Source organism: Ruegeria sp. L12, assembly GCF_056531745.1.
Genome location: NZ_JBQFMH010000009.1, coordinates 64784 through 86499 on the forward strand (window position 1 = coordinate 64784; position 21716 = coordinate 86499).

The following is a 21716-nucleotide window of genomic DNA, read 5'->3' on the forward strand; positions in this document are numbered from 1 at the left end:
CAAGTGGGCCTGTTAATAGTTTTTTCAGGGATGATATTCCGTTAAGACCCAACAGCAAAGCGCGTTTTCGTCATCACGGGCCAAGTGTCGCCAATTGGCCCCGCCGAGGCATTGAAACCGCCGCTGTGCTCGGGCAAGAGGTGAGCAGAACAATGGGGGCAGGCGTGATCGAGCTGGAAAACATCAGCTACAGCTATGGCGGCGGTGAATTGCTCAGCGATGTGTCGCTGCAATTGCAGCCGGGGTCGTTCCATTTCCTGACCGGTCCGTCCGGGGCGGGCAAGACCACATTGCTCAAACTCTGCTACGGCGCATTGTTGCCGACGTCCGGGCGGCTCAGCGCCTTTGGTCAGGACATCGCGCGGCTGGACCGCGATCAGATGGCATTGCTGCGGCGACGGATTGGCGTGGTGCATCAGGATTGCAACTTTCTGGATCATATGACCGTGGCCGAAAACGTCGCCCTGCCTTTGATGGTGTCGGGCCGTGCCGAAGCCGGTGAGCAGGACGATCTGACCGAGCTTCTGGGCTGGGTTGGTCTGGGTTCGCGGCTTGAGGGGCTGCCGCCCGAGCTTTCGGGGGGTGAGCGTCAGCGCGCCGCACTGGCCCGCGCCGTGATCCTGTCGCCCGATGTGGTGCTGGCGGACGAACCTACCGGCAATGTCGACTGGGAGATGTCGCAACGCCTGCTGCGCCTGCTGGTCGAGCTGAACCGGATGGGCAAGACCGTACTGATCGCAACCCATGACCTCAGCCTGATCCGCGCCGCCAAAAGTCAGGTTCAGGCGCGGGTCCTGCGGATCTCGCAACGTCGGTTGCAGCTTGCGGGAGCGGATCTATGAGCCAGGGGAATATCCGCAACCTTCTGCGCCGCGATGCGCGCGCCGACCGGGTGGTGCCGCCCACCGGGTTCACGGCGCAACTGACGCTGTTTGTCGCGGGCGCGATGGCATTTCTGGCGGTGTTCGCGCTGGCCTTGTCGCTGGCCTCGGGCCGATTGGCGGATCGCTGGGCCTCGGAACTGGCAGGCGCGGCGACGCTGCGGATCAACGCGCCCGCCGATCAACGCGCAGCACAGACCGAGGCCGCGCTGACCGTGTTGCAGCAAACTCCGGGCGTCGCTTCGGCGCGGGCATTGACCAGTGAGGAACAAGCCGCGCTGCTGTCGCCCTGGTTCGGCCCCGATCTGCCGCTGGATACGCTGCCCGTACCGCAACTGATCGAGATCATCGAAGGCCCGCCGGGTCTGGATGCCGCCGGGCTGCGCCTTCGGCTTGGGGCCGAAGTGCCGGGCGCGGTGCTGGATGACCACACCCGCTGGCGCGAGCCGCTGGTGGATGCGGCGATGTCGCTGCGGCGTCTGGGTTGGATCTCGATCCTGCTGATCGGCGGCGCGACCGCCGCCATGATCACCTTGGCCGCCAACGCCTCGCTGGCCGCCAACGCCCAGATTATCGAGGTTCTTCGTCTGGTCGGCGCACGTGACCGTTTCATTGCCGGGGCCTTTGTGCGACGGTTTACCTTCCGTGCACTATTCGGAGCTGTGGTCGGTACCTTGCTGGGCATGACGGGTGTGCTGCTGCTGCCCGAAGCCTCGGATACAGGTGGGTTTCTGACCGGTCTTGGATTTCAGGGCATCGGCTGGCTGCTGCCCGCCCTGATCCCCGTTCTGGGCGCAGCGGTTGCCTTTCTGGCCACTTGGTCTGCAGCACGGCGCAAGTTGAAGGAGCTTTCGTAATGTTCATGGCCTTCCAATGGGTCCGCTCGCTGATCTTCATGATTACGATCTACGCCTGGATGCTGATCCTCGGGATTGTCTTTGCACCTTATGCCCTGTTCACCAAACGCGGCGCGTTGCAGGCATGTAAAACCTATGCCCGCAGCACCATGTGGCTGGCGCGCTGGATGGTGGGCATCCGCTGCGAAGTGCGCGGGACTGTTCCTGAGACTGAGGTGGTCGTAGGCGCCAAACACCAGTCCTTTCTGGATATCATCATCATTTTTGCGGCTGTTCCCCATGGCAAATTCATCATGAAACGCGAATTGCTGTTTACCCCGGTGATCGGCATGTATGCGCGCCGTCTGGGCTGTATCCCGGTCAATCGCGGCAAGCGTGGGGCTGCGGTGGCCAAAATGGTGAAAGATGTCGCCAAGGAATTCAGCGAACCCGGCCAGCTGGTGATCTATCCGCAGGGAACCCGGGTCGCCCCGGGGGCGCATAAACCTTATAAAGTGGGCACCGCAGTTCTGTACGAAGGGCTAGGTTTTCCCTGCGTCCCGGTTGCCACCAATGCCGGAGTATTATGGCCGCGCACCGGTGTTCTTCGTAAACCCGGCACCGCGATCGTCGATTTCCTCGACCCGATCGAACCCGGCGTCGCCCGGGAGATTTTTTTGGAGCGGCTGGAAGACGTCATCGAGACACGTTCAAACGCATTGATGCGGGAAGTGGGGTTTGATCCTGATGGAGTACATTGACGATATCTCCACGCTGGAAGGGCTCTACGGCACGCCGGGGGCGCCTGCCATGCGAAAGGTAGCGCGGCAACTGACACCGCTTTATCGCAAGTGGATCATGGCCTCGCGGATTTGCGTGCTCAGCACGGTTGGGCCCGAAGGCGTAGACGGCAGCCCGCGTGGCGATGACGGCCCTGTGGTGCTTGAGCTTGACCCCGGAACCCTGGCCATGCCGGATTGGCGGGGCAACAACCGGCTGGACAGCCTGCGCAATATCGTCCGTGATCCCCGCGTTGCGCTGATGTTCATGGTTCCCGGATCAAACAACGTGGTACGCGTGAATGGCACCGCGCGGCTGACGGCGGATGACACCCTGCGCACCCGGTTTGAGAAAAACGGAAAACGCCCCGCGACGGTGATTGTGATCGAGATCGCCGAAATCTACACCCAATGCGCCCGCGCCCTGATGCGGGCCAGAGCCTGGACCTCTGGTGACGAAAGCGCCGACCTGCCAAGCGTCGGAGAGATTCTGGCCGAGATGACCCAGGGCGAAGAGGGTGGCACGCGCTATGATCAGGAATGGGGCGCCCGCGCCGCCCGCACAATGTGGTAGCCGCGCGGAGTTCTTAATCAGCCGATCACATCGCCGATAAGAAGCGTGGGCTGCACATTGGTAAAGTTGGGCAAATCTCCCATCACCGGGCCACTCGCCGCCATTGCGGCATCCATCGCATCCTGATTTGGAAAGACAATGCTGGCGATGGCATAGAAACCCGGTGGTGTGTCTGGCCCGCCTGCAACTCCTTTTGTTACCAGCGTCCTGTCGATAAACGTTCCGAGATGTTCCCCGACAATCTTCAGATGCGTATCGGTATAATAGTCATAGTCAAACTGGGTATCATCCGAGATCGGGTACATGACCTGAAGGGTAACGGGCATCTTCTCACTTCCTCTTTTTGCAACATCTGAAATTGTTTTGGATAAAAACTGCTGCTCATCATAGCGAAAGGCGACCATTTGGTCGCCTTCTATTTGTTCAGAGATGGCAAAGCGTCAGCTGTGAATCGGCCCATCGCCACAGGCCAGCGCCGCCTCGCGTACCGCTTCGGAATAGGTTGGGTGCGCGTGGCAGGTCAGGGCCAGATCTTCGGCAGAGGCGCCGAATTCCATCGCGACACAAACCTCGTGGATCAGATCCCCCGCAGCCGGGCCGATGATATGTGCGCCCAGAATGCGGTCAGATTCCTTGTCCGCCAGAATTTTAACAAACCCGTCGGCGGCAAAATTCGCCTTGGCGCGACCGTTGCCCATGAACATGAACTTGCCGACCTTGTAGGCGCGGCCCTGTTCTTTCAGCGTCGCCTCGGTTTCGCCCACGTTGGCGACCTCGGGCCAGGTGTAGATCACACCCGGGATGACGCCATAGTTCACATGGCCATGCTTGCCGGCAACCTGCTCGGCGGCGGCCATACCCTCGTCTTCGGCCTTGTGGGCCAGCATCGGCCCTTCGGTGACGTCGCCGATGGCATAGATGCCCGGCACGTTGGTCTGCCAGTCGCTGCCGACCTTGATCTGGCCCCGCGGTGTCATTTCGACACCAAGCGCGTCCAGCCCCAGACCATCCGAGTACGGTTTGCGGCCGGTGGCGACCAGCACTGTGTCGGCGTCGATCACATGCTCGCTGTCATCTTTCAGCAGTTTGTAGGTCACCTTGGCCTTGGTCTTGGTGGCCTCGGTCTTTTGCACCGCGGCGCCCATGACAAAGTTCAGGCCCTGCTTTTTCAGAATACGCTGGAAGGTTTTCTGCACCTCGGGGTCCATGCCCGGCGTGATTTCCTTGAGGAATTCGATCACCGTCACCTCGGCCCCCAGGCGGCTATAGACCGAGCCCAGTTCCAGCCCGATCACGCCGGCACCGATCACCACCATCTTCTTGGGGATTTTGCCCAGCGACAGCGCCCCGGTCGAGGTCACGACGACCTTCTCATCCACCTCGACACCGGGCAGCGCCGAGGGCTCGGAGCCAGAGGCGATGATGATGTTCTTGGCCTCGTGCACCTCGTCACCCACCTTGACCTGACCGGCGGCAGGGATCGACCCCCAACCTTTCAGCCAGTCGATCTTGTTCTTCTTGAACAGGAACTCGATGCCCTTGGTGTTGCCGTCGATCACCTCGTCCTTGTAGGCCTGCATCTGTTTCCAATCGACCGACGGAGATTTGCCCTTCAGGCCCATCTTGGCAAAGTTATGCTCGGCCTCGTGCAACTGGTGACTGGCATGCAGCAGCGCCTTTGACGGTATGCAACCCACGTTCAGGCAGGTGCCGCCCAGCGTCTCGCGCCCTTCGACCACGGCGGTCTTCAGACCCAGTTGGGCGCAACGGATCGCGCAGACATAGCCGCCGGGTCCGGCGCCGATTACGATGACGTCATAATTTGCCATTATATTCTCCTAAATCGACCGGATGATCCGGCAGGTCCCCGACCCGATTTGGCGGGTCAGGAATGTGTTTTGTCAAACGGGCTCCAGCAGCTTGATCGAGATATGGGCGATCCCGCCCCGCTCGTGATGCATCGCCAGTTCTTCGGACCCGAAAAAGGCTTTGGCCTTGTCCAGATTTACAACCTCGAACATCGCAATCGCATGGTCCTTCTGATCGGGATCACGCCAGACATGCAGGTCGCGGATACCTGCGGCCTTGCGCATCGGCTTGTCCTCGCGGAACACCTTCAGCCAGGCGTCGAAATCGGCCACATCGGCCTGCCAGAGTACATGTGTTGCCATGATTACAGATCCATCAACAGGCGGCGCGGATCTTCCAGCGCCTCTTTCACGCGTACCAGGAACGTCACGGCACCTTTGCCGTCCACGATCCGGTGGTCATAGGACAGGGCCAGATACATCATCGGGCGAATCTTGATCTCACCATTGATGACCATCGGGCGGTCCTGAATCTTGTGCATCCCCAGAATGCCCGATTGCGGCGGGTTCAGGATCGGCGAAGACATCAGCGAGCCGTAGACCCCGCCGTTCGAGATGGTGAAAGTGCCACCCTGCATTTCAGCCATCGAAAGCTTGCCATCACGGGCGCGCTTGCCCTTCTCGGCAATGGCTTTTTCGATCGCTGCGAAGGACATTGAATCCGCGTCCCGGATCACCGGAACCACCAGACCCTGAGGTGTACCGGCAGCGACGCCCATATGCACGAAGTTCTTGTAGACGATGTCATTGCCGTCGATCTCGGCATTTACCTCGGGCACTTCTTTCAGCGCGTGACAGCAGGCTTTGGTAAAGAAGGACATGAAACCCAGACGCACGCCATGCTTCTTCTCGAACTGGTCCTTGTACTGGTTGCGCAGGGCCATCACCTCGGTCATGTCCACCTCGTTGTAGGTGGTCAGGATTGCAGCGGTGTTCTGCGCATCCTTCAGGCGTTTAGCGATGGTCTGGCGCAGACGGGTCATGCGCACGCGCTCCTCGCGCCCGGCATCCTCAGCGGCGACCGGCGCGCGCGGGGTCTGGGCAGCGGGGGCCGGCACAGCTGCCGCAGGCGCTGGGGCCGAAGCCGTTGCAATCGCTTTTGCCACATCTTCCTTCATAATGCGTCCGTCGCGGCCGGTACCTGTGACTTGATCAGCGGACAACCCGGCCTCGGCCATGGCCTTTTCGGCTGATGGCGCGTTCGCTACATCCTTGCCGGTGCTGGCTGCTGCAGGAGCAGCAGCGGCGGCTGCCGGAGCGGGTGCAGCACCTGCCGCAGCGCCCGAAATAACAGCCAGTTTCGCCGTTGCATCCACGGTAGCCCCTTCCGGAGCTACGATTTCAGCCAGAACGCCCGCTGCCGGGGCCGGAACCTCGACCGAGACCTTGTCGGTTTCCAACTCGCACAGCATCTCGTCCTGCGCGACGCTGTCGCCCACCTGTTTGAACCATGTCGAAACGGTCGCTTCGGTGACGGATTCGCCCAACGTGGGCACCATCACATCGACGCTGCCACCCGAAGCTGCCGGGGCTGCCGCAGCGGCAGGCGCTGCCGCCGGAGCGGGTGCAGCGCCTTCGCCAGCCGCAATTGTGGCCAGCAGGGCATCGACACCTACTGTCTCGCCTTCGGCGGCGACAATCTCGCCCATAACGCCAGCTGCGGGCGAGGGCACTTCGACCGTCACCTTGTCGGTTTCCAGTTCACACAGCATTTCATCCACGGCCACGGCATCGCCGGGCTTTTTGAACCATGTTGCAACCGTGGCTTCGGTGACCGACTCGCCAAGCGTGGGAACACGAACTTCAATCGTCATCGTTTACTTTCCTTCAATGCTCAGCGCTTCGTTCACCAGCGCTTCTTGTTGGGCTTTGTGTTGGCTGGCCAGACCCGTCGCGGGCGAGGCCGAAGTTGCGCGACCGGCATATACCGGGCGAGTGTGTTTTGCGCCGATGCGGGTCAGAACCCATTCGATATTCGGTTCGATAAAGGACCAGGCACCCTGGTTCTTGGGCTCTTCCTGGCACCAGACCATCTCGGCCCCTTTGAAGCGCTCAAGCTCATTGATCAGCGAATGCGCCGGGAACGGGTAATATTGCTCGATCCGCATCAGATAGATGTCGTCGATACCGCGCGCGTCGCGTTCCTCCAGCAGGTCGAAATAGACCTTGCCGGAACACATGACGACCCGTTTGATCTTGTCATCCGCCACCAGCTTGGTGTCCGAGTTGCCCTTTTGCGCGTCATCCCACAGCACCCGGTGGAAGCTGGAGCCAGTGGTGAAATCCTCGGCCGTGCTGACGGCCAGCTTGTGGCGCAGCAACGATTTCGGCGTCACCAGAATCAGCGGCTTGCGGAAGGTGCGGTGCAGCTGGCGGCGCAGGATGTGGAAATAGTTCGCAGGCGTAGTACAGTTCGCCACGATCCAGTTGTCCTGACCGCACATCTGCAGGAACCGCTCAAGCCGCGCGGACGAGTGTTCCGGGCCTTGCCCCTCGAACCCGTGCGGCAGCAGCGTCACCAGACCGGACATGCGCAACCATTTGCTTTCGCCCGAGCTGATGAACTGGTCGAACATGATCTGCGCACCATTGGCGAAATCGCCAAACTGCGCCTCCCACAGCACCAGCGCATTAGGCTCGGCCAGAGAGTATCCGTATTCGAAACCCAAGACCGCGTATTCCGACAGCATCGAGTCGATCACGTCGTAATGTGACTGCCCGGCGCGGATATTGTTCAGCGGATAATACCGTTCTTCGGTCTCTTGGTTGACAAAGCCGGAATGGCGTTGGCTGAACGTCCCGCGTGTGGCGTCCTGTCCGGCCAGACGCACAGGGTAGCCTTCGGTCAGCAATGACCCGAAGGCCAGCGCCTCGCCCGTGGCCCAGTCAAAGCCGGTGCCGGATTCGAACATCTGTTTCTTGGCGTCCAGCAGGCGACCCACGGTTTTGTGCAGCGCGAAACCGTCAGGTGCTTTGGTCAGGGCCGTTCCGATCTCGGACAGTGTTTCGGGTGTAATCGCGGTTTCGCCGCGCATGTATTCTTCTTTGTTCTTGTCCAGATGGGACCAGCGCCCATCCAGCCAGTCCGCCTTGTTGGGCTTGTAATCCTTCCCGGCATCGAACTCTTCGTTCAGATGGGCCTGGAAGGCCGCCTTCATATCCTCGATCTCGCCCTCGGGGATCAGGCCGTCTTTGACCAGACGCTCGGTGTACAGCGATAGCGTTGTCTTGTGGGTCTTGATCTTCTTGTACATGATCGGGTTGGTGAACATGGGCTCATCACCCTCGTTATGACCGAACCGGCGATAGCAGAAGATGTCGATGACCACGTCCTTGTGGAACTTCTGGCGGAACTCGGTCGCCACCTTCGCCGCGTGCACCACCGCCTCGGGGTCGTCGCCGTTCACATGGAAAATCGGCGCTTCGACCATCAGCGCGATATCCGTGGGATAAGGGCTGGAGCGGCTGAAATGCGGCGCGGTGGTAAAGCCGATCTGGTTGTTCACCACGATATGCATGGTGCCGCCGGTCTTGTGCCCCTTCAGACCCGAAAGGCCAAAGCCCTCGGCCACTACACCCTGACCGGCAAAGGCCGCATCACCGTGCAGCAGGATGCCCATCACCTTGGTCCGGTCTTCGTCGTTCAGCTGATCCTGCTTGGCGCGGACCTTGCCCAGAACCACCGGGTTCACCGCCTCAAGGTGGCTGGGGTTGGCGGTCAGCGACAGGTGCACGCTGTTGCCATCAAACTCGCGGTCGCTGGAGGCGCCGAGGTGGTATTTCACATCACCCGAACCGTCCACGTCCTCAGGCTTGAAGCTGCCGCCCTGAAACTCGTTGAAGATGGCGCGGTAGGGCTTGCCCATCACGTTGGCCAGAATGTTCAGACGCCCCCGGTGCGGCATCCCGATGACGATATCGCTCAGGCCCAGCGCACCGCCGCGCTTGATGATCTGTTCCATCGCAGGGATCAGCGCCTCGCCACCGTCCAGACCGAACCGCTTGGTGCCCATGTATTTGACATGCAGGAACTTCTCGAAACCCTCGGCCTCGACCATCTTGTTCAGGATCGCCTTGCGGCCTTCCTTGGTAAAGGCGATTTCCTTGCCATAGCCCTCGATCCGTTCCTTCAGCCACGCGGCCTCTTCCGGGTTCGAGATGTGCATGTATTGCAGCGCAAACGTGCCGCAATAGGTCCGCTTCACGATCTCGACGATCTGCCGCATGCTGGCCATCTGCAGGCCCAGCACGTTGTCGATAAAGATCGGTCGATCCATGTCGGCATCGATGAAGCCGTAGGTCTTGGGGTCCAGCTCGGGATGCGTACTGGCTGCGCGCATTCCCAACGGATCAAGATCAGCGGCCAGATGGCCCCGGATGCGATAGGCTCGGATCAGCATCAGCGCCCGAAGGCTGTCCAGCACCGCGCGCTTGATCTGGTCGTCGCTGACCTCAACGCCCTTGTCTGCCGCCTTTTCCTTGATCTTCTTTCCAGCCGCCTTGGCATCGATCTCGGCCCACTCACCGGTCAACGCACCTGTCAGATCGTCCGCTGGCATCGGAGGCCAGTCGGTCCGCGCCCAAGATGGCCCCTCGGCCTCGCGCTGCACATCCGGCGCATCGTCGCCCATGGCCTTGAAGAACTCGACCCAGGCTGCGTCGACCGCACCGGGGTTCTTGGTGTACTGGGCATAAAGCTGCTCCAGATATTCGGCATTATGCCCCTGCATGAAGCTTGAGGCATGAAAGGCTGAGTTGGGCGAGTGTTCGGTCATGGGACTACCTCATATGGGTTGGGACCGTATTGGTTGGTGCCTGGCTGGCTGGGGCGGGAGAGCCACCACAGAACCAGGAGGGGCGACACAAACAGAACGATAAGTGTCGGAATGACGATAAGAAGTGTGGCGCGGGTGAACAGGATGTCGAGCGTGCCACCATGGAACTGACTGGCAAGGCCGATACCAAAGATCAGAACGGCGAGCGCACCAAGGATCAGCAGGATCGGCAGCAGAGCGTAAAGTCCGCTGCGCCCGGTGTCATGCATCCGCCGCCACGCGACGGCGAGGTGCGGGAAAAACACGATCAGGCTGACGATACTCTGTACCGGGCCCGTTGAGGTGGCCGCGACGGATTTGGACGTCTCGGTCTCGGTTACCGCGACCTGAGTGAAGAACTGCAGGTCAATGACCCCGGCGATGATGCTCCAGATCAAGATGAACAGGAAAAAGAACCAGTATTCAGGCCGCGAGGCACGACCCGAGAAGGTGAAGAATTTGGAGAAACAGGTGCGGATGGCGTCAGAGAAGGTCATCTTCATAACCCGCAAACTATGCTCGCGCGCTGATTGTCGCGCAACCTGTCAAGGAATGTCGGCTCCAACTCTGAAACAACCGGCGTATCGCCGCAAAGCTGCCTGCCAAATGTGAACAATGCATCCGAAGAAATCAGACTTGGATCATAGGACACGATGTTCGGATCGCTTGGAAAATCGACCAAGACCACTCTGACCCCGTCTGGTGCGTTTTCCTGAGCCAAGCGCTCTGGAAGCGACGCGGTCCAGAACAACAAGGCAAAAAAGCCGCCTAGAAGGCAGCACAGAAAGCCTATGATCTTGAGAAACCTCATCTCAGATGCCCCGCACGGCGGCAACGCCGGGCAGCGCCCGACTCTCCCCCCGGAGGGCGCTTGCAGCACCCACCCAGGGTCGGGCGCTGCCCTCAGCGCCTATGGAGGGTCGGTCAACTATCATCCAATCGCTTCCAGCACAGCCTCACCCAGCTGTGCCGGGCTTTCGGCCACAACGATACCGGCGGAGCGCATGGCTTCGATTTTGTCCTCGGCACCGCCCTTGCCGCCGGCAACAATCGCGCCCGCGTGGCCCATGCGGCGGCCCGGAGGGGCCGTGCGGCCTGCGATGAATCCGGCAGTCGGCTTTTTGCGGCCCTTCTTGGCCTCATCCGCCAGGAACTGCGCGGCTTCTTCCTCGGCCGAGCCACCGATCTCACCGATCATGATGATCGACTCGGTCTCGTCATCGGCCAGGAACCATTCCAGCACGTCGATATGCTCGGTGCCTTTGATCGGGTCGCCGCCGATGCCGACGCAGGTGGACTGTCCCAGACCCACATCGGTGGTCTGCTTGACGGCCTCATAGGTGAGCGTGCCCGAACGCGACACAACACCGACTGAGCCGCGCTTGTGGATGTGGCCGGGCATGATGCCGATCTTGCAGGCGTCGGGGGTGATGACACCGGGGCAGTTCGGGCCGATCAGGCGTGATTTGCTGCCTTCCAGCGCGCGCTTCACCTTCATCATGTCCAGAACCGGGATGCCTTCGGTGATGCAGACGATCACTTCCATCTCGGCATCAATCGCCTCAAGGATCGAGTCAGCCGCAAAGGGCGGCGGAACATAAATCACCGAGGCATTGGCTTCGGTCACATGCTTAGCCTCGTGGACCGAGTTGAACACGGGCAAGCCCAGATGCTCCATCCCACCTTTGCCGGGCGTCACGCCGCCGACCATCTTAGTGCCATAGGCAATGGCCTGTTCGCTGTGGAATGTGCCCTGCGAGCCGGTGAAGCCCTGACAGATCACTTTGGTATTTTCGTCGATGAGGACTGCCATCTGGCGTTCTCCTTTGTAGGGCGGGCGTCAGCCCGCCAAAATCTTGGGAAAGGTGGGCTGAAGCCCACCCTACGGGATGACACTCAGCCTTTGACGGCCTTCACGATCTTCTCGGCACCGTCTTTCAGGTTGTCCGCCGCGATCACGTCCAGGCCAGAGGTGTTGATGATCTCTTTGCCTTTCTCGACATTCGTGCCTTCCAGACGCACGACCAGCGGAACCTGCAGGCCGACCTCTTTCACCGCGGCGACGACGCCCTCGGCAATCACGTCACAGCGCATGATGCCGCCGAAAATGTTGACCAGAATGCCTTTGACTTGTGGGTCCGAGGTGATGATCTTGAACGCTTCGGTCACTTTCTCTTTGGTCGCACCGCCACCCACGTCGAGGAAGTTGGCAGGCTCGGCCCCGTACAGCTTGATGATGTCCATCGTCGCCATTGCCAGACCGGCGCCGTTGACCATGCAGCCGATCTCACCATCCAGCGCGATATAGTTCAGGTCGTATTTCGACGCTTCCAGTTCTTTGGGGTCTTCCTCGGTCGTGTCGCGCAGTTCTGCGATGTCAGGGTGGCGGTAGACCGCGTTGCCGTCAAAGCCGACCTTGGCGTCCAGCACTTTCAGGTCGCCGCTGTCCGAGACGATCAGCGGGTTGATTTCCAGCATCTCCATGTCCTTCTCAACGAAGGCATTATAGAGCTGGTTCATCAGTTTGACGCATTGCTTGACCTGTGCGCCTTGCAGACCCAGCGAAAACGCGATGCGGCGACCGTGATAAGCCTGATAGCCGGTCGCGGGGTCAACCGAGAATGAGAGGATTTTCTCGGGCGTGGCGGCGGCCACTTCCTCGATATCCATGCCGCCTTCGGTCGAGCAGACAAACGAGATGCGGCTGGTCTGGCGATCCACCAGCAGGGCCAGGTACAGTTCGCGCTCGATGCCGGACCCGGCCTCGATATAGATGCGGTTGACCTGCTTGCCTGCCGGACCGGTCTGATGGGTGACCAGCGTGCGGCCCAGCATCTTCTTGGCTTCCTCGGCGGCTTCTTCCACCGATTTGGTCAGACGGACACCGCCTTTTTCGCCCGCGTCGGTCTCTTTGAAGCTGCCCTTGCCACGTCCACCTGCGTGGATCTGAGCCTTGACGACCCAAAGCGGCCCATCCAGTTCACCGGCTGCGGTTTTGGCTTCCTCGGCGCGCAGAACCGCGCGACCGTCGGAGACCGGAGCGCCATAGCTGCGCAAAAGAGCTTTGGCCTGATATTCGTGAATATTCATCGAAACTGTCCCGTCTGACTACGATTACCCCGTTATAGGGGTGTCTAAGGGTCAAGTTTAAAGAGTTTTTTGACCTGTCACGGGAAATTGCCGAAGATTTTCAGTATTTGTGATCACAGGTTTTTGGGGTGTGATCACAAAGCGTACGGCGAGCGTAAGTTTGATTCGATTGTATGGGTTCGTACAAGGAAATCACATTCATAAGTGAGATTTGTGACGTTTGCGCCAACATCCTCGCACCCGTCGCGCGGGACCCAAAAGAAAACCGGCCCGCTCAGGGGCCGGTTTCAAATTCACATATGCTGACGATCAGGCCAGCGAACTGTCGATCCCTTTGCAGGCCTCGATCAGGCCTTTCACGGCGTTGACCGAGTTGTCGAAACCGGCCTGCTCTTCTTCGTTCAGTTTAATGTCGACGACACGCTCGATGCCGCCTGCGCCGATCACGGTGGGCACACCGACATACATGCCGTCAACGCCCAGTTCGCCGTTGCAATAGGCCGCACAGGGCAGAACGCGTTTCTGGTCTTTCAGATAGGCTTCGGCCATTTCGATCGCCGAGGTGGCGGGCGCATAGAAGGCCGAACCGGTTTTCAGCAGGCCGACGATTTCGGCACCACCGTCGCGGGTGCGCTGAACGATGGCGTCCAGTTTCTCTTGTGTGGTCCAGCCCATCTCGACCAGATCGGGCAGCGGGATACCGGCGACGGTCGAATAGCGAACCGAGGGCACCATCGTGTCGCCATGGCCGCCCAGAACAAAGGCGGTAACGTCACGCATCGAGACGTTGAACTCTTCCGACAGGAAATGCGCGAAACGGCCCGAGTCCAGAACGCCCGCCATGCCACAGACTTTGTTGTGCGGCAGGCCCGAGAATTCACGCAGGGCCCAGACCATCGCGTCCAGTGGGTTGGTGATGCAGATGACGAACGCATCCGGAGCGTTTGCGGCGATGCCTTCACCGACCGATTTCATGACCTTCAGGTTGATGCCCAGCAGGTCGTCGCGGCTCATGCCCGGTTTGCGCGGCACACCAGCGGTGACGATGCAGACGTCGGCACCGGCGATGTCTTCATAGGACTGGGTGCCTTTCAGCTTGGCGTCGAAGCCTTCCGAGGGACCGGATTCGGCGATGTCCAGCGCCTTGCCTTCCGGGGTGCCTTCGGCGATGTCGAACAGCACGACATCCCCAAGTTCTTTCATTGCAGCGAGGTGGGCGAGCGTGCCGCCGATCTGACCTGCGCCGATCAGCGCGATCTTGGGTCTGGCCATTTGGAATATCTCCGATGGGTTTTCAAATCGCGGATGTGCTAGTCGCAAAAACGACGTCGCGCAAGCCTCCTGCGGCGCGGCATGCGACCGCATACCGTTTGCGCCGCCCGCACCGATTGCGCTAAACCACCTGTGAGTCATGCCTATATCCGGAATGCCCGATGTTCGAAATGAACCTGATGTTTTTTGCCGTGGCGATCCCTGCGGTGATCTTTGCGGGTATCTCGAAAGGCGGCTTCGGCTCGGGCGTGGCCTTTGCATCGTCTTCGATTCTGGCGCTGATCCTGACGCCGGGGCAGGCGCTGGCGCTGATGCTGCCGATCCTGATGGTGATCGATCTGGCCACGCTGAAACCCTACTGGAAACGGTGGAGCTGGCCGGATTCCCGCCTTCTGATCCTCGGCGCTGTGCCCGGTATCGCGCTGGGCGCATGGCTCTATCGCGCCACCGATGACGACTTGCTGCGTCTGCTGATCGGAGGGATCTCGGTCGGTTTCGTGATCTGGCACATCGCCCAGACCAGCGGCTGGGTGCGCGGCTTTGCCAATCGTCTGCCGCCCCCGGCCGGGCTGTTTGCCGGGCTTGTCGCCGGGTTCACCAGCTTTGTCAGCCATGCAGGCGGCCCGCCTGCCGCCGTCTATCTGCTGTCCCAACGCCTGTCGAAGACCGAGTTTCAGGCCTCGACCGTTCTGGTTTTCTGGGTGATCAACGCCGTGAAATTCGTCCCGTTTGCGTATCTGGGTCTTTTCACATGGCACACCGCATTGGCCGATCTGTTGTTGACGCCGTTCGCAATCCTCGGGGCGTGGCTGGGCGTTCGGGCGCATTTCATGCTGTCCGAACGCGTGTTCTTCAACATCGCCTATGTGCTGTTGACCCTAACCGGAACCAAGCTGATCTGGGATGCTCTGACTTAAGCGTTGGGCGGCAAGGCTTCGGCCAGCGCCTCAAATGACTGGCCCGAGGCGATCAGGCAGGTCACACCTTCGGGCAGGGTCACAATAATGGTCCAGCTGCCGGTCTGGTCCGAGGCATACACCTCCATCACCGCACCCTGGCGCGCAATGCCGATGCCGCGGCGGGTCTCGCCATGGGTTTGGACCAATCGCTTGATCACATCCTCACGCGGTGCGCAGTACTGTGCGCTGACCTGTTGCGCGGCCAGCACCATGATGCCCAGCCCGATTGTCATTTTCAGCAATATCTTCCTCATCGGTCACCCCTTTCGATTCCTTCCTGAAAACAGCGTGCTGCAGCCAGAAAGAGATCGCGTTAAGGCAACGCACGTTGCGCCCTGCACTGGAATTGCTGCGCTGCGGCGATTTTGTCCTTGAACTTTCCGTCAAAAAATGCCCCATTCCGCGCAACATTATTACAAAGGGAGAGTCCCGTGGACACGCGCCAACGCCCCTATCGCTCGGTACTTTACATCCCCGGCTCGCGTGATCGCGCGCTGGAAAAGGCGCGCAGCCTGCCAGTGGATGCGATCATCTTTGACCTCGAAGATGCGGTCGCGGCCGATGAAAAGGAAAACGCCCGCCAGACGCTCAAGGCGGCCCTGGCCGCCGGAGGGTACGGCGCGCGGGTCAAGATCGTGCGGATCAACGGGCTGGACACGGAATGGGGCCGCGCCGATGCCGAGGCGGTGCGCGAGATGGATGCAGATGCGGTGCTGTTGCCCAAGGTATCCTCGGCCGCAGATGTCGATGCACTGGCCGCGATTACCGGGGACCTGCCGATCTGGGCGATGATGGAAACGCCGCGTGGGATGCTGAACGCCGCAGAAATCGCGGCGCATCCGCTGATGGCAGGGTTTGTGATGGGCACCAATGATCTGGCGAAAGAGCTGCAGACCCGTTTCCGCCCCGACCGCCTGCCGATGATGACCTCGCTGGGTCTGTGCCTGCTGGCCGCGAAGGCCGAAGGGCTGATCATCGTCGATGGCGTCTATAATGCGTTCAAGGACGAAGACGGGCTGCGGGCCGAATGTACGCAAGGCCGCGATATGGGCTTTGACGGCAAGACATTGATTCATCCTGCGCAGGTCGAGATTGCCAATACCGCCTTTGCACCGTCAGAGGATGAAATTGATCTGGCCCGCCGTCAGATCGCCGCCTTTGAAGAGACCGAAGCAAACGGGCAGGGGGTAGCTGTCGTAGATGGCAAGATTGTTGAGAACCTGCACGTTGTAACTGCCCGCGAAACTCTGGCAAAAGCAGAGGCGATAGTAGCTTTGCAAACGGGGTAAGCCAGCAATGGGCTTTGTTCTTCTGATTCTAGGTGTGGCGCTGTGGTGGGCCGCACATCTGTTCAAACGCGTGATGCCAGAACGCCGTGCCGCCATGGGGAATGCGGGCAAAGGCGCGGTGGCGCTGGCGCTGGTCGCGGCGGTTTTGTTGATGATCTTCGGGTATCGCATGACCGATTTCATCCATGTCTGGACGTCGCCGACCTTCCTGATCCACGTCAATAACCTGCTGGTCCTGATCGCGTTTTATATGATGAGCCCGGCGGGCCAGAAAGGGCGTCTGTTGAACGGGATGCGTCACCCGATGCTGGCAGGATTCAAGCTCTGGGCCTTTGCGCATCTGCTGGTGAATGGTGATCTGGCCTCGATCATGCTGTTTGGCGGCTTGTTGGCCTGGGCTGTGGTCGAGGTGATCGTGATCAACAAATCCGAACCCGAGTGGACACCGGGTGAACCCGGCACCTATGGCAAGGATGCGATGTTCTTTGTGGGCTCCATCGTGCTGCTGGGCATCGTGGGCTATATTCACGGGCTGGTTGGCCCGTCCCCGTTCGGTGGTTAAGGGGCTGATAAGATGGCGAAACTTTATCGTTTGTTGACGGAAGAAGACACCTCGGCCTTTTGCCACAAGGTGTCAGAGGCGCTGGCGAAAGGGTGGGATCTGTATGGTGATCCTGCTTACGCCTTTGATGCGGAAAACAACGTGATGCGCTGTGCGCAGGCCGTGACCAAAGAGGTTTCGGACGACTATTCCCCTGACATGAAACTGGGACAGCAATAATGGCAAAAACCAATCCGGGTAACTTTTTCGAGGATTACACGATCGGGCAGGTGCTGCACCACGCTGTGCCGCGCACCGTGACTGATGGCGAACGCGCGCTCTATCACGCGCTCTACCCGGCGCGCCATTCGCTTTATTCCTCGGACGAGTTCGCCCGGAATTGCGGTCTGCCGCAAAGCCCCATCGACGACCTGGCCGCCTTCCACGTTGTGTTCGGAAAAACGGTCCCCGATATCTCGCTGAATGCGGTGGCAAATCTGGGCTATGCTGAGGGTCGCTGGCTGCAACCGGTCTATCCCGGCGACACGCTGCGCGCCGAATCCGAGGTGATCGGCCTCAAGCAGAATTCGAACGGCAAAACCGGGGTGGTCTGGGTGCGCACGCGCGGGTTGAACCAGCGGGATGAGGCGGTGATCGAATATGTGCGCTGGGTGATGGTGCGCAAATCGAACCTCCACGCGCCCGCGCCCGAGACGGTTGTGCCCGATCTGAAAAAGGTGCTGGACGTCAGTGATCTGGTGATGCCGCAGGGTCTCGATTTCTCGAAATACGATTTTGTACAATCCGGCGAAAATCACCGCTGGGATGCGTACAACACGGGAGAAACGATAGATCATGTCGATGGCGTGACCGTAGAAGAGGCCGAGCATATGCTGGCCACCCGTCTGTGGCAGAACACCGCCAAAGTGCATTTCGACCTGACTTTCCGCCCCGAGGGTCGCCTGATCTATGGCGGCCACGTGATTTCGATGGCGCGGGCCCTGTCTTTCAATGGTCTGGCAAACGCGCAGATGATCGTCGGACTGAACGGCGGCGCCCATGCCAACCCGTGCTTTGCGGGCGATACGATCAAGGCGTGGTCCGAGGTTCTGGACAAGGTCGAAACCGCAACGCCCGGTGTCGGCGCCCTGCGCCTGAGGCTGGTTGCGACCAAGGGCGGAGAGCCGTTTGCCCTGCGCAACGAGGAAGGCAAGTACCTGCCAAACGTCCTGCTGGATCTGGATTACTGGGCCTTGATCCCCATGTAGGCATTGCCTTCTGGCTGCTGACATTGAAGTGATCACGGGCTGTTAAATCCGTGATACCTTTGACGCATGATGATGTTGCGTGCGCTCACCGCCAGCCTGTGTCTGGCCTCTCAGGCTAATGCCTGTGATCTGGCTCTGGCGTTGGCGGTGGATGTTTCGGGGTCGGTCGATACTGAAGAATACCGCATACAGATGGACGGCCTTGCGGCCGGTCTGCGGGACCCTGTCGTGTCCGAGGCTTTGGTGCGCGGACAGGCCCGGTTGCTGCTGGTGCAATGGACCGGCAGCTCGCGTCAGCGGGTCACCATTCCGTGGACCCGGATCGACAGTTTCGCAACCCTCGACAGCTTTGCCGAGCAGGTCGCAGCCGATCCGCGCGTCTGGCGCAACTTCTCGACGGCGATCGGGGAGGCGCTTGAGATGACCATCGCGCATTTCGACAGCGTGACGGATTGCAAACGCCACCTGATCGACCTGTCGGGTGACGGCGTTTCCAACGAGGGGGTCGAGCCGGCGACGCTGCATCCCTGGTTGCGTGATCGGGGGGTGACCGTGAACGCCATCGCCATAGAAGAGAGCGAACCGGACCTGACTGCCTATTTCTTTGAGAACGTCATCGTCGGAGAGGGCGCTTTTGTCGTCTCGGCCGCCGGGTTTACCGACTATCCGGAGCGAATCCGAAAAAAGCTGTTGCGCGAAGTGACGCAGCAAACCGCGGGTCTGAAATGAGCCGCGCATAGATTCGTGATCACATAGTCTTTCCATTGAAAACGCTAACATTGATGTGGTTGAATGCTATTTGTGATCACACAAAATAATCTCGTGATCACATTTTCGACTTATTGGAGGAATCGCGCTGAATTTAACCCTTTTTGCACCCGCAGCAGGTGACAGTGTCGCAAAAACCAGTAAAACGTTCGGTAGCCAACCGAAAAGGAGCCGCCATGGCCGATGTAAATCGGGGCAATCGCCCGCTTTCGCCGCATCTGTCGATCTATCGTCCGCAGCTGACGTCGGTCACATCCATCCTGACCCGTATCACTGGCAATGCCATGTTGGTGGCGGGCCTGCTGATCGTCTGGTGGTTTCTGGCGGCTGCAACCTCGCCCGACGCGTTTGAGCGCGCGAACTGGTGGCTGACCTCGGTTCTGGGTGATCTGGTCATGGCGCTGTCGCTGTGGGGTCTTTGGTATCACACGCTGGCCGGTGTGCGGCACCTGATCTGGGACAACGCGGTTGGTCTGGATATTCCCACCGCAACCAAACTGGGATGGGCCGTGGTCATCGGATCGGTGGTTCTGACCCTGCTGACCCTGTTGATCGTCGCGTAAAGGAGGTCCGACATGCGTTATCTTACCGACCGCAAGCGGGCCGCCGGCCTCGGTTCTGCGAAATCCGGAACGGCTCATTTCTGGCGGATGAAAGTCAGCTCGGTGGCTTTGTTGATCCTCGTTCCCTTGTTCATTTTCACCTTTGGCCCGGTTTTGGGTCAGCCTTATGACGTGGTGCTGGACTATTACGCGCGTCCGTTCCCGGCCATTGTCGCCGCGCTGACGCTGGCCGTTGGCTTCAAGCATTTTGCCGATGGCGCGCAGGTGATGCTTGAGGATTATGTGCATGGCACGGCAGAGAAGGTTCTGATCATCCTCACCACCTGTCTGTCTTATGGTGCGGCGGCTGCCGGCTTGTTCGCCATCGCACGCATTGCCCTCTAACCCCCGGAGCTGAAAGAAATGGCTGCATACGAATACGAAACGCACGAATATGACGTGGTCGTTGTCGGCGCCGGTGGGGCCGGTCTGCGGGCGACGCTGGGTATGGCAGAACAGGGTCTGCGCACGGCCTGTGTGACCAAGGTTTTCCCGACCCGCTCGCACACAGTGGCGGCACAGGGCGGCATCGCCGCGTCGCTGTCGAACATGGGGCCGGACAACTGGCAGTGGCACATGTATGACACCGTCAAGGGCTCGGACTGGCTGGGTGACACCGACGCGATGGAATACCTCGCGCGTGAAGCACCCAAGGCGGTTTATGAGCTGGAACATTACGGCGTGCCGTTCAGCCGCACGGAAGAGGGCAAGATTTATCAGCGCCCGTTTGGCGGTCACACCACTGAATTCGGTGAAGGCCCCGCCGTGCAGCGGACCTGCGCCGCAGCTGACCGGACCGGCCACGCGATCCTGCACACGCTCTATGGTCAGTCGCTGAAGAACAACGCCGAGTTCTACATCGAATACTTCGCCATCGACCTGATCATGTCCGACGATGGGCAGTGTCAGGGGGTTGTCTGCTGGAAGCTGGACGACGGCACGATGCACGTCTTCAATGCCAAGATGGTTGTGCTAGCGACCGGTGGTTACGGCCGCGCCTATTTCAGCGCAACTTCGGCCCATACCTGCACCGGCGACGGCGGCGGTATGGTGGCCCGCGCGGGATTGGCTTTGCAGGATATGGAATTCGTTCAGTTCCACCCGACCGGCATCTACGGTTCGGGCTGCTTGATCACCGAAGGCGCACGTGGTGAAGGGGGGTACCTCACCAACTCGGAAGGCGAGCGGTTCATGGAGCGTTATGCGCCCCAGTACAAGGACCTCGCGCCGCGTGACTATGTTTCGCGCTCGATGACCATGGAAATCCGCGAAGGTCGTGGTCACGGCGAGAATGGCGACCACATTCACCTGAACCTCAGCCACCTGCCTGCCGAAGCACTGGCCGAACGTCTGCCGGGTATCTCGGAGTCGGCACGCGTGTTTGCCGGTGTCGATGTCACTAAGGAACCGATCCCGGTTCTGCCGACCGTGCACTATAACATGGGCGGTATCCCGACCAACTATTGGGGTGAGGTTCTGAACCCCACCGCCGACAACCCGACTGCTGTTGTCCCCGGCCTGATGGCTGTGGGTGAGGCCGGCTGTGCCTCGGTCCACGGCGCGAACCGTCTGGGTTCGAACTCGCTGATCGACCTTGTGGTGTTTGGCCGCGCGGCTGCGATCCGCGCCGGTGAGGTTGTAGACGCTAAAGCACCGAACCCGGTTCTGAATCAGGCGTCGGTCGATAAGGCATTCGACCGCTTCGACGCGGTGCGCAACGCTAGCGGCGCCGTCCCGACCGCCGATCTGCGGCTTGAGATGCAACGGACCATGCAGGAAGACGCCGCCGTGTTCCGGACCTCGAAAACGATGGCGGAAGGTGTTGAGAAGATGACGGCAATCGCCGCCAAGATGGACGACCTTAAAGTCAGCGACCGTTCGCTGGTCTGGAACAGCGACCTGATGGAGTCGCTGGAGCTGACCAACTTGATGCCAAGCGCTCTGGCCACCATCGTCGGGGCCGAGGCGCGCAAGGAATCCCGCGGCGCCCACGCACATGAGGATTTCACCGAGCGTGACGACGAAAACTGGCGAGTCCACACCGTCAGCCGGGTTGAAGGCAACAAAGTTGAACTCAGCTATCGCCCGGTCATTGTTGACCCGCTGACCACCGAAGACGAAGGTGGCATCAGCCTCAAGAAAATCGCGCCCAAGGCGCGGACGTTCTAAGGAGAG

General features: G+C 60.2%; 24 protein-coding genes. 13 read left to right on the forward strand and 11 right to left on the reverse strand.

Translation table 11 applies throughout. From position 1 onward, the window contains the following. Window positions 1–152: 152 nt before the first annotated feature. The 4 genes from ACR0K9_RS14865 to ACR0K9_RS14880 are packed head-to-tail and all read left to right on the forward strand — an operon-like array spanning window position 153 to window position 3070. Complete coding sequence (locus ACR0K9_RS14865) at window positions 153–842, forward strand: cell division ATP-binding protein FtsE (protein WP_480824536.1); 690 nt, start codon at window positions 153–155, stop codon at window positions 840–842. Next, window positions 839–1738 (forward strand): cell division protein FtsX, encoded by a 900-nt coding sequence (locus ACR0K9_RS14870; RefSeq protein WP_480824305.1) that lies wholly within the window; start codon window positions 839–841, stop codon window positions 1736–1738. Before ACR0K9_RS14865 ends, ACR0K9_RS14870 begins: the two co-directional genes overlap by 4 nt. Beyond that, window positions 1738–2478 (forward strand): lysophospholipid acyltransferase family protein, encoded by a 741-nt coding sequence (locus ACR0K9_RS14875; protein WP_480824307.1) that lies wholly within the window; start codon window positions 1738–1740, stop codon window positions 2476–2478. The genes ACR0K9_RS14870 and ACR0K9_RS14875 overlap by 1 nt, the downstream gene beginning before the upstream one ends. Continuing rightward, window positions 2465–3070, forward strand: coding sequence for a pyridoxamine 5'-phosphate oxidase family protein (locus ACR0K9_RS14880; RefSeq protein ID WP_480824309.1), 606 nt, complete (start codon window positions 2465–2467; stop codon window positions 3068–3070). Before ACR0K9_RS14875 ends, ACR0K9_RS14880 begins: the two co-directional genes overlap by 14 nt. 17 nt (window positions 3071–3087) lie before the next feature. On the opposite strand, the gene ACR0K9_RS14885 is transcribed toward ACR0K9_RS14880, so the two are convergent. The 10 genes from ACR0K9_RS14885 to mdh all read right to left on the reverse strand — a co-directional run bounded on the left by ACR0K9_RS14885 (window position 3088) and on the right by mdh (window position 14114). Next, window positions 3088–3474: an EthD family reductase gene (locus ACR0K9_RS14885; RefSeq protein ID WP_480824311.1), complete on the reverse strand. Its 387-nt coding sequence runs from the start codon at window positions 3472–3474 to the stop codon at window positions 3088–3090. A gap of 36 nt (window positions 3475–3510) precedes the next feature. Continuing rightward, a complete protein-coding gene (gene lpdA / locus ACR0K9_RS14890; RefSeq protein WP_480824313.1) occupies window positions 3511–4899 on the reverse strand; it encodes a dihydrolipoyl dehydrogenase in 1389 nt (462 codons plus the stop codon). A gap of 72 nt (window positions 4900–4971) precedes the next feature. Beyond that, a complete protein-coding gene (locus tag ACR0K9_RS14895; protein ID WP_480824315.1) occupies window positions 4972–5241 on the reverse strand; it encodes a hypothetical protein in 270 nt (89 codons plus the stop codon). Window positions 5242–5243: 2 nt separating this feature from the next. Then, on the reverse strand, window positions 5244–6752 hold the full coding sequence (gene odhB, locus ACR0K9_RS14900) for a 2-oxoglutarate dehydrogenase complex dihydrolipoyllysine-residue succinyltransferase (protein WP_480824317.1): 1509 nt from the start codon (window positions 6750–6752) through the stop codon (window positions 5244–5246). 3 nt (window positions 6753–6755) lie between these two features. Beyond that, window positions 6756–9713 carry a 2-oxoglutarate dehydrogenase E1 component gene (locus ACR0K9_RS14905; RefSeq protein ID WP_480824319.1) on the reverse strand — a complete coding sequence of 986 codons (2958 nt, stop codon included), beginning with the start codon at window positions 9711–9713 and terminating at the stop codon, window positions 6756–6758. Beyond that, window positions 9710–10249 carry a DUF805 domain-containing protein gene (locus ACR0K9_RS14910; RefSeq protein WP_480667259.1) on the reverse strand — a complete coding sequence of 180 codons (540 nt, stop codon included), beginning with the start codon at window positions 10247–10249 and terminating at the stop codon, window positions 9710–9712. Before ACR0K9_RS14910 ends, ACR0K9_RS14905 begins: the two co-directional genes overlap by 4 nt. A gap of 2 nt (window positions 10250–10251) precedes the next feature. Further along, window positions 10252–10563, reverse strand: coding sequence for a hypothetical protein (locus ACR0K9_RS14915; RefSeq protein WP_480824321.1), 312 nt, complete (start codon window positions 10561–10563; stop codon window positions 10252–10254). A gap of 120 nt (window positions 10564–10683) precedes the next feature. Beyond that, window positions 10684–11565 carry a succinate--CoA ligase subunit alpha gene (gene sucD / locus ACR0K9_RS14920; RefSeq protein WP_152456828.1) on the reverse strand — a complete coding sequence of 294 codons (882 nt, stop codon included), beginning with the start codon at window positions 11563–11565 and terminating at the stop codon, window positions 10684–10686. An 83-nt stretch (window positions 11566–11648) separates the two neighbouring features. After that, complete coding sequence (gene sucC, locus ACR0K9_RS14925) at window positions 11649–12842, reverse strand: ADP-forming succinate--CoA ligase subunit beta (protein ID WP_480533266.1); 1194 nt, start codon at window positions 12840–12842, stop codon at window positions 11649–11651. A gap of 309 nt (window positions 12843–13151) precedes the next feature. Next, window positions 13152–14114 (reverse strand): malate dehydrogenase, encoded by a 963-nt coding sequence (gene mdh / locus ACR0K9_RS14930; RefSeq protein WP_170353522.1) that lies wholly within the window; start codon window positions 14112–14114, stop codon window positions 13152–13154. Window positions 14115–14275: 161 nt separating this feature from the next. On the opposite strand from mdh, the gene ACR0K9_RS14935 reads away from it, so the two are divergent. Further along, window positions 14276–15031, forward strand: a complete 756-nt coding sequence (locus ACR0K9_RS14935) for a sulfite exporter TauE/SafE family protein (protein WP_480824323.1) — start codon at window positions 14276–14278, stop codon at window positions 15029–15031. Here the strand turns inward: ACR0K9_RS14935 and ACR0K9_RS14940 are convergent. Further along, window positions 15028–15327, reverse strand: coding sequence for a hypothetical protein (locus ACR0K9_RS14940; RefSeq protein WP_480824325.1), 300 nt, complete (start codon window positions 15325–15327; stop codon window positions 15028–15030). The two genes, ACR0K9_RS14935 and ACR0K9_RS14940, sit on opposite strands and share 4 nt — an antisense overlap. A 177-nt stretch (window positions 15328–15504) precedes the next feature. On the opposite strand from ACR0K9_RS14940, the gene ACR0K9_RS14945 reads away from it, so the two are divergent. The 8 genes from ACR0K9_RS14945 (at window position 15505) to sdhA (ending at window position 21710) form a co-directional block, all read left to right on the forward strand. Continuing rightward, a complete protein-coding gene (locus tag ACR0K9_RS14945; protein ID WP_480824327.1) occupies window positions 15505–16362 on the forward strand; it encodes an HpcH/HpaI aldolase/citrate lyase family protein in 858 nt (285 codons plus the stop codon). A 7-nt stretch (window positions 16363–16369) separates the two neighbouring features. Further along, the gene (locus tag ACR0K9_RS14950) at window positions 16370–16924 is read left to right on the forward strand and encodes an NnrU family protein (RefSeq protein WP_480824329.1); all 555 of its coding nucleotides are present in this window, start codon (window positions 16370–16372) and stop codon (window positions 16922–16924) included. A 12-nt stretch (window positions 16925–16936) separates the two neighbouring features. After that, complete coding sequence (locus tag ACR0K9_RS14955) at window positions 16937–17143, forward strand: DUF1737 domain-containing protein (protein WP_480824331.1); 207 nt, start codon at window positions 16937–16939, stop codon at window positions 17141–17143. Then, window positions 17143–18171, forward strand: a complete 1029-nt coding sequence (locus tag ACR0K9_RS14960; protein WP_480824333.1) for a MaoC family dehydratase — start codon at window positions 17143–17145, stop codon at window positions 18169–18171. The genes ACR0K9_RS14955 and ACR0K9_RS14960 overlap by 1 nt, the downstream gene beginning before the upstream one ends. 66 nt (window positions 18172–18237) lie before the next feature. Next, window positions 18238–18900, forward strand: a complete 663-nt coding sequence (locus tag ACR0K9_RS14965) for a DUF1194 domain-containing protein (protein ID WP_480824335.1) — start codon at window positions 18238–18240, stop codon at window positions 18898–18900. Window positions 18901–19115: 215 nt separating this feature from the next. Next, window positions 19116–19502, forward strand: a complete 387-nt coding sequence (gene sdhC / locus ACR0K9_RS14970) for a succinate dehydrogenase, cytochrome b556 subunit (protein WP_480533249.1) — start codon at window positions 19116–19118, stop codon at window positions 19500–19502. Between the two features lie 12 nt (window positions 19503–19514). After that, window positions 19515–19886, forward strand: a complete 372-nt coding sequence (sdhD, locus tag ACR0K9_RS14975; protein ID WP_480533247.1) for a succinate dehydrogenase, hydrophobic membrane anchor protein — start codon at window positions 19515–19517, stop codon at window positions 19884–19886. 18 nt (window positions 19887–19904) lie between these two features. Beyond that, window positions 19905–21710, forward strand: a complete 1806-nt coding sequence (gene sdhA, locus ACR0K9_RS14980; RefSeq protein WP_480824336.1) for a succinate dehydrogenase flavoprotein subunit — start codon at window positions 19905–19907, stop codon at window positions 21708–21710. The last annotated feature ends 6 nt before the right edge of the window (window positions 21711–21716 follow it).

Coding starts and splice junctions, on each gene's coding strand:
- ACR0K9_RS14865 (WP_480824536.1), top strand. CDS start 153: ATGGGGGCAGGCGTGATCGAGCTGGAAAACATCAGCTACAGCTATGGC.
- ACR0K9_RS14870 (WP_480824305.1), top strand. CDS start 839: ATGAGCCAGGGGAATATCCGCAACCTTCTGCGCCGCGATGCGCGCGCC.
- ACR0K9_RS14875 (WP_480824307.1), top strand. CDS start 1,738: ATGTTCATGGCCTTCCAATGGGTCCGCTCGCTGATCTTCATGATTACG.
- ACR0K9_RS14880 (WP_480824309.1), top strand. CDS start 2,465: ATGGAGTACATTGACGATATCTCCACGCTGGAAGGGCTCTACGGCACG.
- ACR0K9_RS14885 (WP_480824311.1), bottom strand. CDS start 3,474: ATGGTCGCCTTTCGCTATGATGAGCAGCAGTTTTTATCCAAAACAATT.
- lpdA (WP_480824313.1), bottom strand. CDS start 4,899: ATGGCAAATTATGACGTCATCGTAATCGGCGCCGGACCCGGCGGCTAT.
- ACR0K9_RS14895 (WP_480824315.1), bottom strand. CDS start 5,241: ATGGCAACACATGTACTCTGGCAGGCCGATGTGGCCGATTTCGACGCC.
- odhB (WP_480824317.1), bottom strand. CDS start 6,752: ATGACGATTGAAGTTCGTGTTCCCACGCTTGGCGAGTCGGTCACCGAA.
- ACR0K9_RS14905 (WP_480824319.1), bottom strand. CDS start 9,713: ATGACCGAACACTCGCCCAACTCAGCCTTTCATGCCTCAAGCTTCATG.
- ACR0K9_RS14910 (WP_480667259.1), bottom strand. CDS start 10,249: ATGACCTTCTCTGACGCCATCCGCACCTGTTTCTCCAAATTCTTCACC.
- ACR0K9_RS14915 (WP_480824321.1), bottom strand. CDS start 10,563: ATGAGGTTTCTCAAGATCATAGGCTTTCTGTGCTGCCTTCTAGGCGGC.
- sucD (WP_152456828.1), bottom strand. CDS start 11,565: ATGGCAGTCCTCATCGACGAAAATACCAAAGTGATCTGTCAGGGCTTC.
- sucC (WP_480533266.1), bottom strand. CDS start 12,842: ATGAATATTCACGAATATCAGGCCAAAGCTCTTTTGCGCAGCTATGGC.
- mdh (WP_170353522.1), bottom strand. CDS start 14,114: ATGGCCAGACCCAAGATCGCGCTGATCGGCGCAGGTCAGATCGGCGGC.
- ACR0K9_RS14935 (WP_480824323.1), top strand. CDS start 14,276: ATGTTCGAAATGAACCTGATGTTTTTTGCCGTGGCGATCCCTGCGGTG.
- ACR0K9_RS14940 (WP_480824325.1), bottom strand. CDS start 15,327: ATGAGGAAGATATTGCTGAAAATGACAATCGGGCTGGGCATCATGGTG.
- ACR0K9_RS14950 (WP_480824329.1), top strand. CDS start 16,370: ATGGGCTTTGTTCTTCTGATTCTAGGTGTGGCGCTGTGGTGGGCCGCA.
- ACR0K9_RS14955 (WP_480824331.1), top strand. CDS start 16,937: ATGGCGAAACTTTATCGTTTGTTGACGGAAGAAGACACCTCGGCCTTT.
- ACR0K9_RS14960 (WP_480824333.1), top strand. CDS start 17,143: ATGGCAAAAACCAATCCGGGTAACTTTTTCGAGGATTACACGATCGGG.
- ACR0K9_RS14965 (WP_480824335.1), top strand. CDS start 18,238: ATGATGATGTTGCGTGCGCTCACCGCCAGCCTGTGTCTGGCCTCTCAG.
- sdhC (WP_480533249.1), top strand. CDS start 19,116: ATGGCCGATGTAAATCGGGGCAATCGCCCGCTTTCGCCGCATCTGTCG.
- sdhD (WP_480533247.1), top strand. CDS start 19,515: ATGCGTTATCTTACCGACCGCAAGCGGGCCGCCGGCCTCGGTTCTGCG.
- sdhA (WP_480824336.1), top strand. CDS start 19,905: ATGGCTGCATACGAATACGAAACGCACGAATATGACGTGGTCGTTGTC.